Origin of the sequence: Microbacterium sp. BLY, assembly GCF_017939615.1 — a bacterium.
Classification (GTDB): domain Bacteria; phylum Actinomycetota; class Actinomycetes; order Actinomycetales; family Microbacteriaceae; genus Microbacterium.
In genome coordinates this window covers 2,367,052-2,381,807 of the sequence record NZ_JAGKSR010000001.1, presented here as the reverse complement: position 1 = coordinate 2,381,807, position 14,756 = coordinate 2,367,052, and the positions used below count along the sequence as shown (strand labels likewise).

Here is a 14,756-nt window from a genome sequence, read left to right as displayed (position 1 = left end):
GGCGTTCGCCCTCAGTCCTGCGCGGGCCAGTGGGTGGGCAGAGGCAATGCCTCCGGATTCACTGCCGCGACGATCTCGGTGAGCACCCGCCGTGTCTGGGTCTCCCCCACCCACAGGTGCTTCCCGCCCTCGACGGCGATGATCTGCGCGTGCGGGATCGCTGCGAACCGCTCGCGGGCCTCCGCCGGCCGGAGGTAGTCGTCGAACTCGGGGACGAGGATCACGACACGATGCTCGCCGCCCGCCCACGCGGCGACCTCATCGGCCGACGCCCGGTGCAACGGCGGCGAGAGGAGGATGATGCCCTCGATGTCATGGTCGGCGCCGTACTTGAGGGCGAGTTCCGTGCCGAAGGACCAGCCGACCAGCCACGGGCGCGGTAGTCCTCGCTCGCGGACGAACTCCATCGCGGCAGCCACGTCGAACTGCTCCGCACCGCCCCCGTCGAATGTGCCCTCGCTGGTGCCGCGCGGCGAGGTCGTCCCACGGGTGTTGAAGCGCAGGACCGCGAGGTCGGCCAGTTCCGGGAGCCGCGCGGCCGCCTTCCGGAGGATGTGCGAGTCCATGAAACCGCCCGCGGTCGGCAGCGGGTGCAACGTCACGAGGGTCGCCACCGATGCGGATGTCTCCGGCAGCGCCAGCTCGCCCACCAGGGTGAACCCGTCCGCGGTGTGCAGCTCGATGTCCTCGCGCCGCGCCGGAAGCTCCCGCGGTCCGCGGATCTCCATGGTCATGCGATCCTCCAACAGTGGTTGTGCCAGTGTCTGCGGTCGGCCAGGGCCGCCGCTTCACCGAGAACGCCGTCCGCCCGCCAGGCGACGACATGGGCCGTCCCCGGCTCCACAGACCTGCCGCAGCCCGGGCACACATAGGCCTTCTGCGCCTGGAGGGCCGACACCGGCTGCACGGTCCACTCGACGCCCCGACGGACCTCGGTGCGCTTCCACCCCGCGAGCAGACGGTCGAACGAGTCCTCGCCCTCAGGGCGCGCGGAAGGACGTCGGCGTGAGCGGGGCATGGTGCCGGCTCACCACCAGTGGTTGGTGACCCAGAAGTTGTACGCGCCGGCCCAGCTGCCGTAGCGACCGGTCGCATAGCCGGTGGCCCAGCGCAGGTTGTCCACGGGGTTGTAGCCGTTGCCCGGCACCTTGCTGCAGGGCAGTGCCTGCACGAGGCCGCATGCACCCGACGACGAGTTGGTGGCGTTCGGGTTCCAGCCGCTCTCGCGCGAGACGATGTAGTCCACGTACTGCCAGTCGCTCTGGGCGATGCCCGCGGCCGCCATCCACTCGGCGGGGGCGCCGCCCCCGCTGTACGGCGGGAGACCGCCGCCGGACGATCCACCCTGCGAGCCGGAAGACGAGGATGTGCTCGCCGGAGCGGGCTTCGGCTTGGGCTTGGGCTTCGGCTTGACGTAGACCTCGAAGGTCCCGCGCTCGACCGGCGTGATCGCGGCGCCCTCGACCGTCACTGTCAGGTTCTGGGTGTCCGCGAGAGCGGCCGAGTACACCGACTCCGGAGCGTCCGCGGTGACCGGCTGAGCCAGGGCGACACCGGTGGGCGCGACCATCGCCGCGGCGAAACCCACGACGGCGAGAGAGCTGAAGACGCCGACGACGCCACGACGCCGCGACCAGCGGCGCGTACCTCGGGAGGCGGACGTCGCCGTCGCTGCGGGTACCAGCGCGGCGTCGCTTCGTTCGGGAATCATGTCGTTTCGGGAGTTCACGATGGAGGACAGTTTACGCATACCTGCCTGAACTGGCCATCAGGCAGGCTCAGCGGACGGCGAGGATGACGTCGATCGTGGCGTCGAGGAGCGCGTCGACCTGCTCCTCGCGGTAGCCGCCGCGCTGCATCCGGAAGGCCGCGGACCGCAACTGCTCGGCGGTCAGGGCATCGCCGTCGCGCAGATAGCGGACGATGCGCGAGGTCACGTGGTCGACCTCATCGACACGGTAGCCGAAGGTGAGGAATCCGGTGCGTGCGAAGCGATGGCGGCGCGGCCGGGCGAGGTGGTCGAGGATCACCTGGGCGTCCGACCGCGCCTGCTCCACCCATGCTCCTGCACCGAGGGAACGCACCGCGCGCTCCCGCTCGCGTGCGGCGAACGCGTCCTCCACACGGCCCAGAGCAGCGTCGACGTCCGCGACGACGTAGCCCTCCTTGACCAGAGGGAAGGAGGCGGTCCGAACGTCCGCGGCGGTGAGATCATCGCCGCCGGTCTCGAAAGCCCGGCGCGCCGAAGCGAGGAAGCTGTCCACGGCGGCGCGGTGATAGCCCTTCGTCCGCCCGCTGGTGAGCGCGAAGGCCGGCTTCGCCGTGCTCCGCGTCGCGGTATCGATCCGGTTTTCGGTCATCACAGCACCACCCAGGGAGAGAGGAGGAAGTAGAGGCACAGAGCCGGGATCGTGGACGGCAGGATGCTGTCCAGACGGTCGAGCAGCCCGCCGTGGCCGGGGAGCCACGAGCTCATGTCCTTGATGCCCAGGTCGCGCTTCAGCATGGACTCGCCGAGGTCGCCGAGCGTGGCCGAGAGCAGGATGGCCGCACCGAAGATCACCCCGCCCCACCAGGGCAGATCGAGCAGGAACATCGCCAGGAGCACGCCCACGAGCAGGGACGCGACCACAGCGCCGGCGAAGCCCTCCCAGGTCTTCTTGGGGCTGATCCGCGGAGCCATGGGATGGCGCCCGAAGGCGAGACCCGCCGCATATGCGCCTGTGTCGGCGGCCACGGCGATCGCGATGAAGCTCAGCACCCACCACTGCCCGCCCTCCTGTTCGAGCAGTATCAGGGCGACGCCGGCCAGGAACGGTACGTAGATCTGCACGAAGCCGCCGATGACCGCATCCGTGAGGACGTCGCCATAGGTGCGCCCGTCCTTGGCGACCATCTGCGCGACCAGACGCCACACGATAACGAAGGCGACGGACACGAACAGCATCACCCAGCTCAGCCACGGCTGTGCGAAGTACGCCGACAACACGAGGAACGCGGCGGCACCCAGCTGTGGGATCACGTCGACGCGTCGTCCGGCGGCGCGCAGGGCGCGCGACAGCTCGTAGACGCCGAGAAGCGCCGCTGCCAGCGCGAACGGCACGAAGAGGGCCTTGATGAACAGCAGCGATCCGAGGAGAGCGGCGCCGAACGCGAGACCGATCAGGATCGCGAGGATCAGATCGCGGCCCGTGCGCTGCTTGATGCGCTCATTGGCCTGATCGAGCTGATCGCGTGCATGCGAGACGTGGGTGCCGAACTCATCCCGCGCCTGGCGCCACTGCTCGCGGATCGCATTGTGATCCGCGGTGTCGAGCGGATCGACCGTGACCGGCGTCCCGGGGAGCGGCGGTCGCGGTGGCACGCGCGCGGCGTCGAACGCCGGGAACGCGGCATCCGCCAGCGGGACACCCGCGTCGGCTTCGCCCTCCGGCCGCGCCTCCCGGCGGGACACCGGCGTGTCCCCCTCGGCGCCTCGCGATTCGTCGGACATCCGGGCTACACCTCGAGCAGTTCGGCCTCTTTGCGCTTCAGCGCGTCGTCGATGAGGTCGACGTGCTGACGGGTCAGAGCATCGAGCTCCTTCTCGCCGCGAGCGATCTCGTCCTCGCCGAGCTCGCTCTTGAGGCCGTCGAGCTCGTCCTTCGCCTTCCGACGGATGCCGCGGACGTGGACCTTCGCGTCCTCGGCCTTCGACTTGACCAGCTTCACGTACTCTTTGCGGCGCTCAGCCGTCAGCTCCGGCATCGTCACGCGCACGAGGTTGCCGTCGTTCGTGGGGTTCGCCCCGAGGTTCGGCATGTCGCGGATCGCCTGCTCGATCGCCTTGAGGGCCGACTTGTCGTACGGCGTGATGATGAGGGTGCGAGCCTCCTGGTTCGCCAGGGACGCGAGCTGTGCGAGCGGCGTCGGGGTGCCGTAGTAGTCCACCAGCACCTTCTGGAAGAGCTGCGGGTTCGCACGGCCCGTGCGCACCGTGGCGAAGTCCTCCTTGGCAGCCTCGACAGCTCGGGACATGCGGGTGGTGGTTTCAGCGAGGACGTCCGCGATCACGGTGGTGCTCCTATCGTCGGGGTGTTCTGGAAATTCTATCGGGAGCGGGCTCCCGTCCCGTGCAGGCGCTCAGGCGGTGACGAGGGTGCCGATGGGGTCGCCGAGCAGCGCACGCGTCACGTTGCCCGCCGGCTCCATGCCGAACACGCGCATGTCCATGTTGTTGTCCATGCAGAGGCTGAACGCCGTCGAGTCGACGACCTTGAGGCCCTGCTGGAGTGCGTCACGGTAGGTGACGCGCTCGATGCGCTCGGCGTCGGCATGCTTGTTCGGGTCGGCGGTGTAGATGGCGTCGACGCCGTTCTTGGCGACGAGGACCTCGGTGGCGCCGATCTCCAGAGCGCGCTGCGCCGCGACGGTGTCGGTGGAGAAGTACGGAAGGCCCGCGCCGGCGCCGAAGATCACGACGCGCCCCTTCTCCATGTGCCGCTCCGCGCGCCGCGGGATGTACGGCTCCGCGACCTGCGTCATCGCGATGGCGGACTGGACGCGGGTCGCCGCACCGGCCTGCTCGAGGAAGTCCTGCAGGGCGAGGGCGTTCATGACGGTACCCAGCATGCCCATGTAGTCGGCTCGGCCGCGGTCCATCCCCCGCTGGCTGAGCTCCGCGCCGCGGAAGAAGTTGCCGCCGCCGACGACGACGGCCACCTCCACACGGTCGACCGCGGCGGCGATCTCCCGAGCCATCTGGCTGACCACGTCGGGGTTGACGCCGAGCTGTCCGGCGCCGAACGCCTCTCCGGAGAGCTTGAGGAGGACGCGACGGCGTCCGGTGCGTTCAGTCATGGGAGTGTCCTCTCGTCCCGATTCAAGATAGTGCCTGGTGGGCATGAAGAAGGGGTTCGGATCGTGCGATCCGAACCCCTTCGACAGTGCTACGCGCCGACCTTGAAGCGCGCGAAGTCCGTCACGGTGATACCGGCGTCCTTCGCCACCTGAGCGACGGAGAGCTTGTTGTCCTTCGCGTAGTCCTGCTCGAGCAGGGCGACCTGCTTGATGAACGCGGCGACACGGCCCTCGACGATCTTCGGCAGGGCGGCCTCGGGCTTGCCCTCGTTGCGGGAGATCTCGGTGACGATCTCGCGCTCCTTCTCGACCGCGTCCGCCGGCACGTCCTCGCGGGACAGGTACGACGGGTTGGCGAACGAGATGTGCTGAGCGATGCTCCGCGCGGTCGCGGCGTCGTCACCCGTGTAGGCGACGACGACACCGATCTGCGGGGGCAGGTCCTTGCTCGTGCGGTGCAGGTAGACCTCGACGCTGTCACCGGTGACGGTGCGCACGCGACGGAGCTCGACCTTCTCGCCGATGATGGCGGCCTCTTCCGAGATGAGCTGCTCGACGGTCTTGTCGCCCGCCGGAGCGGCCAGAGCGGCCTCGACCGAGTCGGCCTTCACGGCCGCGACGGCGTCGGCGACCTTGTCGGCCAGCGCGATGAAGCGCTCGTTCTTCGCGACGAAGTCGGTCTCGCAGGCGAGCTCGACGAGCGTCACGGCGCCGTCCTGCTCGCGAGCGACGACGAGGCCCTCGCTGGTCGAACGGTCGGCGCGCTTGGCGTTGCCCTTCGCACCCTTCAGACGCAGGATCTCGGTGGCCTTCTCGACGTCGCCGTCGGCCTCCTCGAGCGCCTTCTTGGTGTCGACCATTCCCGTGCCGAGCTGCTCACGCAGCGCCTTGAGGTCGGCGATGGTGAAGTTGGCCATGTGTGGTGGCTCCTTGCTTCGTTATGTGGGTGGAGGAGGGATTACTTGGCGTCTGCGGCCTCGGCGGCGGCGACCTCGGAGGTCTCCTCACCGGAAGCGGCGGCGATCGCCTCGTCGTGCGCCTGGGCACCGGCCTCGTCGGCGGCGGTGGCATCGGCGGCCGGGGTCTCGACGACAGCGGCCTCGTCGTCAGCGGTCACGACCTCGGCAGCGTCCGCGGACTCCTGGACGGGAGCCTCGAGGAGCTCCTTCTCCCACTCGGCCAGCGGCTCCGCGTCGCCCGACTCCGGGTTGTGCTTCTGCTGCAGGCCCTCGGCGGCGGCGTCGGCGATGATGCGCGTCAGCAGCGAGACCGAGCGGATCGCGTCGTCGTTACCGGGGATCGGGTACTGGAAGTCGTCCGGGTCGGCGTTCGTGTCGAGGATGCCGATGACCGGGATGCCGAGCTTCTTGGCCTCGTCGATGGCGAGGTGCTCGCGCTTGGCGTCGACGACCCAGAGGGCGGACGGCGTCTTCGTGAGGTTGCGGATACCGCCCAGCGACTTGTGGAGCTTGTCCAGCTCGCGCTTCTTGAGCAGCAGCTCCTTCTTCGTGAAGCCGGAGGCGGCCGGGTTCTCGTAGTCGAACTCCTCGAGCTCCTTCATGCGGGCGAGACGCTTCGCGATGGTGGAGAAGTTGGTGAGGAGTCCGCCGAGCCAGCGCTGGTTGACGTAGGGCTGGCCGACACGGGTGGCCTGCTCCGCGAGGATCTCCTGCGCCTGCTTCTTGGTGCCGACGAAGAGGATCGTGCCGCCGTGCGCGACGGTCTCCTTGACGAAGTCGTAGGCCTTGTCGATGTAGCCGAGCGACTGCTGGAGGTCGATGATGTGGATGCCGCTGCGCTCCGTGAGGATGAAGCGCTTCACCTTCGGGTTCCACCGACGCGTCTGGTGTCCGAAGTGCACGCCGCTGTCGAGCAGCTGGCGGATGGTGACCACAGCCATGGTCGTCTCCTGATTCTGGCGCAGGGCGCCGTTGAGGTTGTCATGCCGACCGGACGGTCGGACATCCTGGTGCCCGGCTCACGCCCACCCGTTCGGAGACGGGACCTGCGGGAGTGGATGCCACGACGGAGTCGCTCTGGGCACGCGTAGTCACCCCGAGATCGAGGTGCTCGTCCAGCATACAGGATCACGCACCCTCGGATCGTCCTGCACAGACACGTGATCCTACGCATTCTCCCCTGCGTCCGGGTCCACCGTCCGAGGTGTCCGACCGTGCGATCGACTGCGGCCCAGACTCACCCCATGACTCCTCCCCTCCGACCTCACAACCACGTCAGTTCGCGCCGGTCGCGCGCCGCTCGTCTCGCGATCCCGGCCGTGCTCGCCGGCCTCATCCTCTTGGGGATGGGCGCTCCACTCGCGGACACACCATCCGCGCAGGCGGCGACGGCGTCCCACCCCGGACGGTCCCTCCAGGATGAGCCCGGACCCGAGGCCCCCTGGCGATGGCCGGTCGACGGCGCCCGCGAGGTGAGCACGGCGTATCGCGCGCCGGCGCATGCCTACGGTCCCGGGCACCGGGGCATGGACGTCGGTGCACCCCTGGCCAGCGCGGTGACCTCTCCGGCGGACGGCGTCGTCGCGTTCCAGGGCATGGTGGTCGACCGTCCTGTGCTCACGATCCGTCACGCCGATGGTCTCGTGAGCACGTTCGAGCCGTTGGAGTCGTCGCTCCGCCCGGGTGACACGGTCCGTCAGGGTCAGGAGATCGGTCGGGTCGCCGCCGGAGGGCACACGGCCCCGGGTGCGCTGCATGTCGGGGTGCGACGCGACGGGGTGTACATCAATCCGATGCTGCTGTTCGAGGAGGTACCCCGCGCACGGCTCCTCCCCTGCTGCGACTCGTGACCTGCGGCCTCCGCCGGTAGCGGTCAGGCGCGGGGATGCGCCAGCCGGTAGGTCGCCGTGAGCCGCTCCGCCGACACGTGTGTGTAGATCTGGGTCGTCCCGAGGCTCGCGTGACCGAGGATCTCCTGCACCGCGCGCAGGTCCGCGCCGCCGTCGAGGAGATGCGTGGCGGCGGTGTGGCGGAGCGCGTGCGGGCCGACCGTCTCTGCTCCGACCACGGGCGCGAGCGCGCGGGCGACGACCTCGTAGACCGTGCGAGGGCCGAGTCGGCGCCCTCGACTGCCGAGGAAGACGGCGGGGGACGTGGCCGCCGCACGGGCGAGGAGTGCGGGTCGCGCGCGACGGAGGTAGGCGCCCAGCGCATCCCTGGCCGGAACGCCAAAGGGGACGACGCGCTCCTTGTCGCCCTTGCCCCGTACGAGGGCGGTCCCGCGATCGAGGTCGAGGTCGTCGACGTCGAGGCCGCAGAGCTCGGAGACGCGGACGGCCGCGCCGTAGAGGAGTTCGAGCACCGCGTGGTCGCGGAGCGCGACGGGGTCCCCCTCGGAGGCAGCCTGGCGATGGGTCTCCAGAAGCTCCGCCATCGCGTCCTTCGACGCCACGGTCGGCAGTGTCTTCGCTCGCTTGGGTGCCACCAGACGGAGACTCGGGTCGACGGGGATGAGGTCGTGCTCCCGCGCCCATCCGAAGAACGCCCGGGCCGTGGCCGCCCGGCGCGCCAGCGTCGCACGCGCATCCCCGCGTTGCGTCGCCTGCCAGAGCCATTCGCGGAGCATCTCGAGATCTATCCGGTTGACGGGGCCACCACCGACGCTGCCCCCGAGATCGCGCAGGTCGGAGCGGTAGGCCTTCACGGTCGCCGGAGACAGCCGGCGCACCTTTTCGAGGTGGTCGGCGAATGCCTCGACCGCGACCGCGAAGTCCATACCGACAGCCTGCCGGTCACGGGATGCTGGAGCGGTGCGCCCCGCCGACATCGGTCGCTACACCACACCCGCGCGTCGCCATCCCGTTCCTTCGCGTCGGACCGATCCGTCGAGATCCAGCAACCCCAGGCCGGCCCGCACCTGGTCGACGCTCAGGCCTGAACGATGTGCGATCTCCTCTTCGGAGCGGGAGGTGCGCGTGCTGAGCGCGCCCAGTATCCGGGTGTTCCCCTCGCTCGCCGGCATCTGCGCGCGGTCCGGGTGTGCGTCGGCGGGAAGGAGCTCCCTCACCTCCTCGGCTGTCGTGACACAGACCGCGCCATACTCACGGAGCAACCGGTGGCATCCGGCCGATGATGCGGACGTGACGGGACCGGGTACCGCGCCGAGCGGTCTTCCGAGCGTCGCCGCATGACCGGCGGTGTTCAGGGATCCGCTGCGCCAGCCGGCCTCGACGACGACGGTCGCCTGTCCCAGCGCGGCGATCACGCGGTTCCTCGACAGGAAGCGCCAGCGGGCCGGTGTCGTGCCGCACGGCATCTCGCTGACGACCACTCCCTCTCCGGCGATCCGTGTGAGGAGATCGCGGTGTCCGGCCGGGTAGGCGCGATCCACTCCCCCGGCGAGCACCGCGATGGTCGCGCCGCCCACGGCCAGGGCAGCGCGATGGGCGGTACCGTCGATGCCGTACGCCCCACCCGACACCACGGCCGCGTCCGTCGCCGCAAGGTCCCCGGCGATGTCGGAAGCGACACGCTCTCCGTAGGCCGTCGCGGCCCGAGCGCCGACGACGGCCACCCGCGCCGGTAGCGTCAGGAGTTCCGAGCGCCCTCGGGCCCACAGAAGAAGGGGCGTCTCCGCGTCGAGGTCGTCCAGTGCACGCGGCCAGTCCGCATCTCCCGGGAGGAGAAGGCGTGCGCCCACCTGCACCGCACCGCCGAGCGCCTGCACCACGGACGTCGGGCGGGCGCGCTCGCTCCAACGTGCGCGCGCCGCATCGAGAGCCCGGCGCGCCCCGACGGACCGTATCGACGGCCACGCGCGGCGGCCCGGATCCAGCGCGAACCGCAGAGCGTCGAGGGGGCCGAACTCCCGCTGCAGCGTTGCGGCGACCGCATCTCCGGGGTCCGCGACGACGGTCCAGGCGACGCGGGCGAGGGCCTCGCTTACGTCGTCCGTCCCCCGCAGCCGGCGCGCCGCTTCGACCGCCTCTGAGTGCCCGAGCAGCTCGTCGATCATCGAACGACCCCCGTCCGGAGGAGCAGCGCACGACCGACGTCCTCGGCCTCGGGCCGCGCTCGCCCGGCGAGGTCCGCCATCGTCCACGCCACCCGCAGAACGCGGTCGTAGCCTCGCAGCGTCAGCACGCCGCGCTCCAGCGCGCGATCGAGCCCGGCCCGCGCCGGCGCCGACAGCCGGAACGTCGAGTGCCGCAGCACGGTTCCCGGTATGTCGGCGTTGCGTCGCCAGGGCATCCCGCGCCACCGCTCCGCGGCTCGCGATCGTGCGCGCGACACCCGCTCCCTGGCCAGCTCGCTCGTCACTCCGGACTGCGTGGCCGCCAGCGAGCGCGCGGCCCCGACACGGCTCACGGGAAGGTCGATGTCGATGCGATCGCGCAGCGGTCCCGAGAGGCGGGTGGCGTACCGCCGCAGTGCTTGCGGCGCACAGCTGCAGTCGCCATCCCGCACGCCCCGATTGCCGCACGGGCAGGGATTCATCGCCAGCAGCAGTTGGAACCTCGCCGGGAAGCGCACGACGAAGCCGGAACGGTGCACGTCGACGAACCCCGTCTCCAGCGGCTGCCGCAGGGCGTCCAAGGCCACCCGCGAGAACTCCGCCGCCTCGTCGAGGAAGAGCACGCCGCGATGGGCCCGAGCGACCGCGCCCGGTCGGGCTGTTCTCGACCCGCCGCCGACGATCGCTGCGACCGAGGCGCTGTGGTGCGGTGTCACGAGCGGAGGGCGATCGCCGAGCCCGGACACCGCCTCGCCGCAGAGCGATCGCATCGAGGCCACCTCGATGGCCTCCTGCTCGGTGAGCGGAGGCATGATGCCGGGCAGACGGGCGGCGAGCATGGTCTTGCCGGCCCCCGGCGGTCCGCTCAGCAGCATGTGATGGCCGCCGGCGGCGGCGACGATCAGCGCCTCGACGGCTTCCTCCTGCCCGACCACGTCACTCAGGTCCCGCTCATCCGGGTCGTCCTCGGGCGCGGTCGGCCCGGCGACCGGCTCGACCTCCGGCACGTCGACCTCGGCACCGTGCCATGCGGCCACTTCGGCGAGCGACGAGGCCGCGCGGACCTCGATACCGGGCACGAGGGCGGCCTCCGTCGCATTGCCGGCTGGCACGATCACACGGTCGAATCGCGCGCGCGCCGCGGCGAACACCGCCGGGAGAACGCCGGGAACGGGGCGCAGACGTCCGTCGAGCCCGAGCTCGCCGAGGTGCACGGTCTGCCGCACCGCCCCGCGGGCGATCACGTCGCTCGCGGCGAGGGCGGACACGGCGATCGCCAGATCGAACGCCGAGCCGTGCTTCGGAAGGCTGGCCGGCGAGAGGTTGACGGTCAGTCGTCGGCGGGGAAGCGGCAGTCCTGCATTCGTGCACGCGTTGTGCACGCGTTGGACCGCCTCGCCGAGCGACTTGTCCGGCAGACCGATGATGCGGAACTCCGGTGTCTGCGACGACAGGTCGGCCTCGACCTCGACCACGTGGCCATCGGCACCGGTGAGGGCGACGGACCACGTACGCGCCGTGCTCACGCGATGTCCTCGAGGTGCTCGATCGCGGCGCTCGCGGGGACCTCGCCGACGATGCCGATCGCCTCGACCCGCAGGATCCGCCCCCGTGCGAGGTCGGGATGCGCTGCGCGCCACGCGTAGGCCAGTTGCCACAGTCGGCGCCGCTTCCGGTCGTCGATCGCCTCGAACGGGTGGCCGAATGCCGCCGATCGCCTCGTCTTGACCTCGATGATGGCGAGATGGGTGTCGACGGCCGCGACGATGTCCACCTCTCCTTGAGAACACCGCCAGTTGCGGTCGAGGATCCGGTATCCGCGCCTCGTCAGATAGTCCGCCGCCTGCTGCTCCCCGGCTCGTCCGAGGTCGTCTTTCGCTGCCATCCCCACAGGATGGAGGTCAGCGCCCCCACCATGCCGTCAGACCGCGGCCTCTGCCCCGGAGGCTGTGGAGATCGTGAAGAACAGGACGGGGGTGCAGGAACGGCGCGTGCCCGCCGCGTCGTCACTCGCCGTCGAGGGAGAGCTCCTGCGGCAGCTCGAACTCGCGGCGCTGCAGCTCCTCGACGTTCACGTCCTTGAACGTGAGCACCCGGACGGCCTTGACGAACCGGTCGGCACGATAGATGTCCCACACCCAGACGTCGCTCATGGAGATCTCGAAGTAGAAGTCGTGCTCGGTGTCCCGGCGCACGACATTGACCTCATTGGCCAGATAGAAGCGACGCTCGGTCTCCACGACGTACTGGAACTGAGAGACGACGTCGCGGTACTCGCGGAACAGCGCGAGCTCGAGTTCGCGGTCGTAGTCGTCGAAGGCTTCCTCATCCATGATGAGTCCATCCTATGGTCGTCCGGCGCGGCCCGCGGCATCCCGGGCCTGAGGGCTCAGAACAGGGTGGGCGCGTCGGCGATGGCCCACGACGAGCGGTGGTGCGGAGAGAGCCCATGCGCACGGATGGCCTCCCGATGCTCCGCGCTCGCGTAGCCCTTGTTCCGGTCCCACTGGTAGTCGCGGTGATCCTCATGGAGCTCCGCCATCAGCCCGTCCCTGGCGACCTTCGCGATCACGGACGCCGCGGAGACGGACGCGCAGTCGCGGTCCGCTTTGATCACCGGGCGCACACGGAGCGGGACCGGATGCACGCGGGAGACGTAGTCGTGGTTGCCGTCCAGCAGGACCAGCGCGTCATCCACGGCAGCGCCCTGCGCCACGACCGCCTCCACCGCGCGCGACGCCGCGAGCCCCAGCGCGCGCATGATCCCGACCTCGTCGACCTCCTGAGCGGTGGCCCAGCCGACGGCCGAGGCCTGCACCCAGGCGGCTGCGCGGGCGGCGACCTCCGGACGCCGCCGCTCCGGAACCAGCTTCGAGTCCCGCAGACCCTCCGGGACGCGACGCCGCGCTCCCTTCGCATCCATCACCGCAGCACCGACGGCCACCGGTCCGGCGAGGGCGCCACGCCCCACCTCGTCGAGGGCGATGATCAGCCCGCACTCCCCCAGGAGCCGGCGCTCCAGGGTCAATCGAGGCGTGACGACGGTCATTCGGGATCCGGCACTCCGGTGAAGATCTCGTGATGCGAATCGATCGTCCCGAACCGGTCGAGCGGCCAGGTCGTCAGGAACGCCCGGCCGACGATGTTGGAGACCGGGACGAAGCCCCCGCTCGGCAGGTCCTGGTGCGCTCGGGCATCTCGCGAACGATCGCGGTTGTCGCCGAGCAGCCAGACCGAGTCCTCGGGGACGACGACGTCGAACGGCTCGTTGGAGGCGGCCGTGTCGCCCTCGGGAAGGTTCAGATAGCTGAGCTCGTCGATCGGCGCACCGTTGATCGTGATCTGGCCGAGCGCGTTGCAGCACACCACGTGGTCGCCTTCGACGCCGATGACCCGCTTGACGAGGTGGTCCTGGGTGTCGGTGGCCGAGATCCCCACGAACGTGAGCACCCAGTCGATGGCCTGGACCAGCGGCGGCTGCGCGGGCTTCTGGGGCATCGGGTCGAGCCAGCCGCCCGGGTCCTTGAAGACGACGATGTCGCCACGTTCGTAGCCCGTCCACCGCGGGGTCAGCTCGTCGACGAGGATGCGGTCGTCGATCAGCAGCGTGCGCTCCATGGATGCCGAGGGGATGTAGAAGGAGCGGACCACGAACGTCTTGATCACGAACGAGACCAGCGCGGCGATGACCACGATCACCAGCACGTCGCGGAGGAAGATGAGGAACCCGCGCCGCCGTCGTGTGGGGCGTGCGGACGGAGCGTCAGTCATCTGGTTCCTTCTCGAAGAGTGCACCGTGAGCGCACGGCAGTATCAAGGGTCGCATACCGGGGACGGAACGAAAGCACCCCGGGACATCGTGTCCCGGGGTGCTGTGAAGAAGCTACGCGTCAGTTGTTGACGCGCTTCTCCTTGATCTTCGCCTTCTTGCCGCGGAGCTCGCGCAGGTAGTAGAGCTTGGCGCGACGCACGTCACCACGGGTGACGACCTCGATGTGGTCGATCACCGGGGAGTGCACGGGGAAGGTGCGCTCGACACCCACCTGGAAGCTGATCTTCCGGACCGTGAAGGTCTCGCGGACGCTGTCGCCCTGGCGGCCGATGACGACGCCCTGGAAGACCTGGATACGGGAGCGGTTGCCCTCGGTGATGTTGACGTGCACCTTGACGGTGTCACCGGGGAAGAACTCGGGGATGTCGGAACGGAGCGAAGCCGCGTCGACGGCGTCGAGGATCTGCATGATCGTCTCTCTCTGCACTCGCCTCAGGTCGGATGCACGGATTAGGAAGGAACAAGAATGGGTGTGTGCCGAACGGCGCTGACGCGTCCGCGGGCTCCCCTGAGGCAGAGCCGGTCACGGCACAAACAACCATTCTGCCACGGATGACAGGCCGCACCAAAACGGTCGGTCAGGACCGGTCGTCGGTCTCCCGGACCACGATCACCTCGTGCACGCTCGTCGGCGGCGCGTCGGCTCGGGGCGGTGTGACGGTCGACCAGGAGATCGTCTCGCGGATCCGTGTCCCGCTCCCCCGTGCCTCGTTCCAGAGCTGCCACAGCTGCAGCCAGACCAGTCCGATGCCGACGACGATGGCCGCAGCCAGGAGCCAGCCGAAAGCCCCCTCGATGAAGAAGCCGACCGCGATCGTGAGCGCGTGCCACAGTCCGAAACCGGCGACGTCCCACCAGGACAGTGCGCGCTCGGCGCGGACCGAGGGACGGGACCGCGTCAGGAGCGTCAGCAGGAGCTGCCCCACGAACACCGACGGCATCGCGATGAGCAGGACCCAGAGGATCGACCAGCCGCCCTGGAACACCGCCCAACCGATGAGCAGCCACAACGGCAGGATGAACGCCGACGGCAGCAGCCAGCGGAAGAAGGCCTGTCGGATCCACATGCTCCGATGCTACGGCGAGCCCGCCTGCGCGTCACGGGTGTTCG

At 69.8% G+C, this 14,756-nt stretch carries 19 protein-coding genes; 1 reads left to right on the top strand and 18 read right to left on the bottom strand.

Annotated features, from left to right (window positions below):
• Positions 1-11 precede the first annotated feature (11 nt).
• The 9 genes from KAF39_RS11675 to rpsB all read right to left on the bottom strand — a co-directional run bounded on the left by KAF39_RS11675 (position 12) and on the right by rpsB (position 6,739).
• On the bottom strand, positions 12-728 hold the full coding sequence (locus KAF39_RS11675; protein ID WP_210678044.1) for an alpha/beta hydrolase: 717 nt from the start codon (positions 726-728) through the stop codon (positions 12-14).
• A gap of 2 nt (positions 729-730) precedes the next feature.
• Positions 731-1,018, bottom strand: coding sequence for a hypothetical protein (locus KAF39_RS16035; RefSeq protein WP_246878295.1), 288 nt, complete (start codon positions 1,016-1,018; stop codon positions 731-733).
• Between the two features lie 9 nt (positions 1,019-1,027).
• Positions 1,028-1,711: a transglycosylase SLT domain-containing protein gene (locus KAF39_RS11670; protein WP_210677400.1), complete on the bottom strand. Its 684-nt coding sequence runs from the start codon at positions 1,709-1,711 to the stop codon at positions 1,028-1,030.
• Between the two features lie 67 nt (positions 1,712-1,778).
• The gene (locus KAF39_RS11665) at positions 1,779-2,360 is read right to left on the bottom strand and encodes a DivIVA domain-containing protein (protein WP_210677399.1); all 582 of its coding nucleotides are present in this window, start codon (positions 2,358-2,360) and stop codon (positions 1,779-1,781) included.
• Positions 2,360-3,493, bottom strand: coding sequence for a phosphatidate cytidylyltransferase (locus tag KAF39_RS11660; RefSeq protein ID WP_210677398.1), 1,134 nt, complete (start codon positions 3,491-3,493; stop codon positions 2,360-2,362). Before KAF39_RS11660 ends, KAF39_RS11665 begins: the two co-directional genes overlap by 1 nt.
• Positions 3,494-3,498: 5 nt before the next feature.
• On the bottom strand, positions 3,499-4,053 hold the full coding sequence (frr, locus tag KAF39_RS11655; RefSeq protein ID WP_210677397.1) for a ribosome recycling factor: 555 nt from the start codon (positions 4,051-4,053) through the stop codon (positions 3,499-3,501).
• 69 nt (positions 4,054-4,122) lie between these two features.
• Entirely contained in the window at positions 4,123-4,839 is a 717-nt protein-coding gene (gene pyrH, locus KAF39_RS11650) for a UMP kinase (RefSeq protein WP_210677396.1), read from the bottom strand.
• An 89-nt stretch (positions 4,840-4,928) separates the two neighbouring features.
• Positions 4,929-5,756 (bottom strand): translation elongation factor Ts, encoded by an 828-nt coding sequence (tsf, locus tag KAF39_RS11645; protein ID WP_025103357.1) that lies wholly within the window; start codon positions 5,754-5,756, stop codon positions 4,929-4,931.
• A gap of 41 nt (positions 5,757-5,797) precedes the next feature.
• Positions 5,798-6,739: a 30S ribosomal protein S2 gene (gene rpsB, locus KAF39_RS11640; RefSeq protein ID WP_210677395.1), complete on the bottom strand. Its 942-nt coding sequence runs from the start codon at positions 6,737-6,739 to the stop codon at positions 5,798-5,800.
• A 303-nt stretch (positions 6,740-7,042) separates the two neighbouring features.
• Here rpsB and KAF39_RS11635 point away from each other — a divergent pair, with 303 nt between their 5' ends.
• A complete protein-coding gene (locus tag KAF39_RS11635) occupies positions 7,043-7,648 on the top strand; it encodes a murein hydrolase activator EnvC (protein WP_246878294.1) in 606 nt (201 codons plus the stop codon).
• A 23-nt stretch (positions 7,649-7,671) separates the two neighbouring features.
• Here the strand turns inward: KAF39_RS11635 and KAF39_RS11630 are convergent, their stop codons facing one another.
• The 9 genes from KAF39_RS11630 to KAF39_RS11590 form a co-directional block, all read right to left on the bottom strand.
• Entirely contained in the window at positions 7,672-8,574 is a 903-nt protein-coding gene (locus KAF39_RS11630; RefSeq protein WP_210677394.1) for a tyrosine-type recombinase/integrase, read from the bottom strand.
• Between the two features lie 57 nt (positions 8,575-8,631).
• Entirely contained in the window at positions 8,632-9,813 is a 1,182-nt protein-coding gene (gene dprA / locus KAF39_RS11625; RefSeq protein WP_210677393.1) for a DNA-processing protein DprA, read from the bottom strand.
• Positions 9,810-11,339, bottom strand: coding sequence for a YifB family Mg chelatase-like AAA ATPase (locus KAF39_RS11620; protein WP_210677392.1), 1,530 nt, complete (start codon positions 11,337-11,339; stop codon positions 9,810-9,812). The genes dprA and KAF39_RS11620 overlap by 4 nt, the downstream gene beginning before the upstream one ends.
• Positions 11,336-11,698, bottom strand: a complete 363-nt coding sequence (locus KAF39_RS11615; protein WP_210677391.1) for a YraN family protein — start codon at positions 11,696-11,698, stop codon at positions 11,336-11,338. The genes KAF39_RS11620 and KAF39_RS11615 overlap by 4 nt, the downstream gene beginning before the upstream one ends.
• A 121-nt stretch (positions 11,699-11,819) precedes the next feature.
• Positions 11,820-12,146 (bottom strand): DUF2469 family protein, encoded by a 327-nt coding sequence (locus tag KAF39_RS11610; protein WP_017204525.1) that lies wholly within the window; start codon positions 12,144-12,146, stop codon positions 11,820-11,822.
• 56 nt (positions 12,147-12,202) lie between these two features.
• On the bottom strand, positions 12,203-12,862 hold the full coding sequence (locus KAF39_RS11605; protein ID WP_210677390.1) for a ribonuclease HII: 660 nt from the start codon (positions 12,860-12,862) through the stop codon (positions 12,203-12,205).
• Positions 12,859-13,584: a signal peptidase I gene (lepB, locus tag KAF39_RS11600; protein WP_210677389.1), complete on the bottom strand. Its 726-nt coding sequence runs from the start codon at positions 13,582-13,584 to the stop codon at positions 12,859-12,861. The genes KAF39_RS11605 and lepB overlap by 4 nt, the downstream gene beginning before the upstream one ends.
• Before the next feature lie 119 nt (positions 13,585-13,703).
• Complete coding sequence (gene rplS, locus KAF39_RS11595) at positions 13,704-14,054, bottom strand: 50S ribosomal protein L19 (RefSeq protein ID WP_025103348.1); 351 nt, start codon at positions 14,052-14,054, stop codon at positions 13,704-13,706.
• Between the two features lie 169 nt (positions 14,055-14,223).
• Complete coding sequence (locus KAF39_RS11590; protein ID WP_210677388.1) at positions 14,224-14,712, bottom strand: MFS transporter permease; 489 nt, start codon at positions 14,710-14,712, stop codon at positions 14,224-14,226.
• Positions 14,713-14,756 lie beyond the last annotated feature (44 nt).

Coding starts and splice junctions, on each gene's coding strand:
- rplS (WP_025103348.1), bottom strand. CDS start 14,054: ATGCAGATCCTCGACGCCGTCGACGCGGCTTCGCTCCGTTCCGACATC.
- KAF39_RS11670 (WP_210677400.1), bottom strand. CDS start 1,711: ATGATTCCCGAACGAAGCGACGCCGCGCTGGTACCCGCAGCGACGGCG.
- KAF39_RS11605 (WP_210677390.1), bottom strand. CDS start 12,862: ATGACCGTCGTCACGCCTCGATTGACCCTGGAGCGCCGGCTCCTGGGG.
- KAF39_RS11675 (WP_210678044.1), bottom strand. CDS start 728: ATGGAGATCCGCGGACCGCGGGAGCTTCCGGCGCGGCGCGAGGACATC.
- KAF39_RS16035 (WP_246878295.1), bottom strand. CDS start 1,018: ATGCCCCGCTCACGCCGACGTCCTTCCGCGCGCCCTGAGGGCGAGGAC.
- KAF39_RS11610 (WP_017204525.1), bottom strand. CDS start 12,146: ATGGATGAGGAAGCCTTCGACGACTACGACCGCGAACTCGAGCTCGCG.
- KAF39_RS11660 (WP_210677398.1), bottom strand. CDS start 3,493: ATGTCCGACGAATCGCGAGGCGCCGAGGGGGACACGCCGGTGTCCCGC.
- KAF39_RS11665 (WP_210677399.1), bottom strand. CDS start 2,360: ATGACCGAAAACCGGATCGATACCGCGACGCGGAGCACGGCGAAGCCG.
- KAF39_RS11615 (WP_210677391.1), bottom strand. CDS start 11,698: ATGGCAGCGAAAGACGACCTCGGACGAGCCGGGGAGCAGCAGGCGGCG.
- rpsB (WP_210677395.1), bottom strand. CDS start 6,739: ATGGCTGTGGTCACCATCCGCCAGCTGCTCGACAGCGGCGTGCACTTC.
- pyrH (WP_210677396.1), bottom strand. CDS start 4,839: ATGACTGAACGCACCGGACGCCGTCGCGTCCTCCTCAAGCTCTCCGGA.
- lepB (WP_210677389.1), bottom strand. CDS start 13,584: ATGACTGACGCTCCGTCCGCACGCCCCACACGACGGCGGCGCGGGTTC.
- KAF39_RS11590 (WP_210677388.1), bottom strand. CDS start 14,712: ATGTGGATCCGACAGGCCTTCTTCCGCTGGCTGCTGCCGTCGGCGTTC.
- KAF39_RS11630 (WP_210677394.1), bottom strand. CDS start 8,574: ATGGACTTCGCGGTCGCGGTCGAGGCATTCGCCGACCACCTCGAAAAG.
- dprA (WP_210677393.1), bottom strand. CDS start 9,813: ATGATCGACGAGCTGCTCGGGCACTCAGAGGCGGTCGAAGCGGCGCGC.
- tsf (WP_025103357.1), bottom strand. CDS start 5,756: ATGGCCAACTTCACCATCGCCGACCTCAAGGCGCTGCGTGAGCAGCTC.
- KAF39_RS11635 (WP_246878294.1), top strand. CDS start 7,043: ATGACTCCTCCCCTCCGACCTCACAACCACGTCAGTTCGCGCCGGTCG.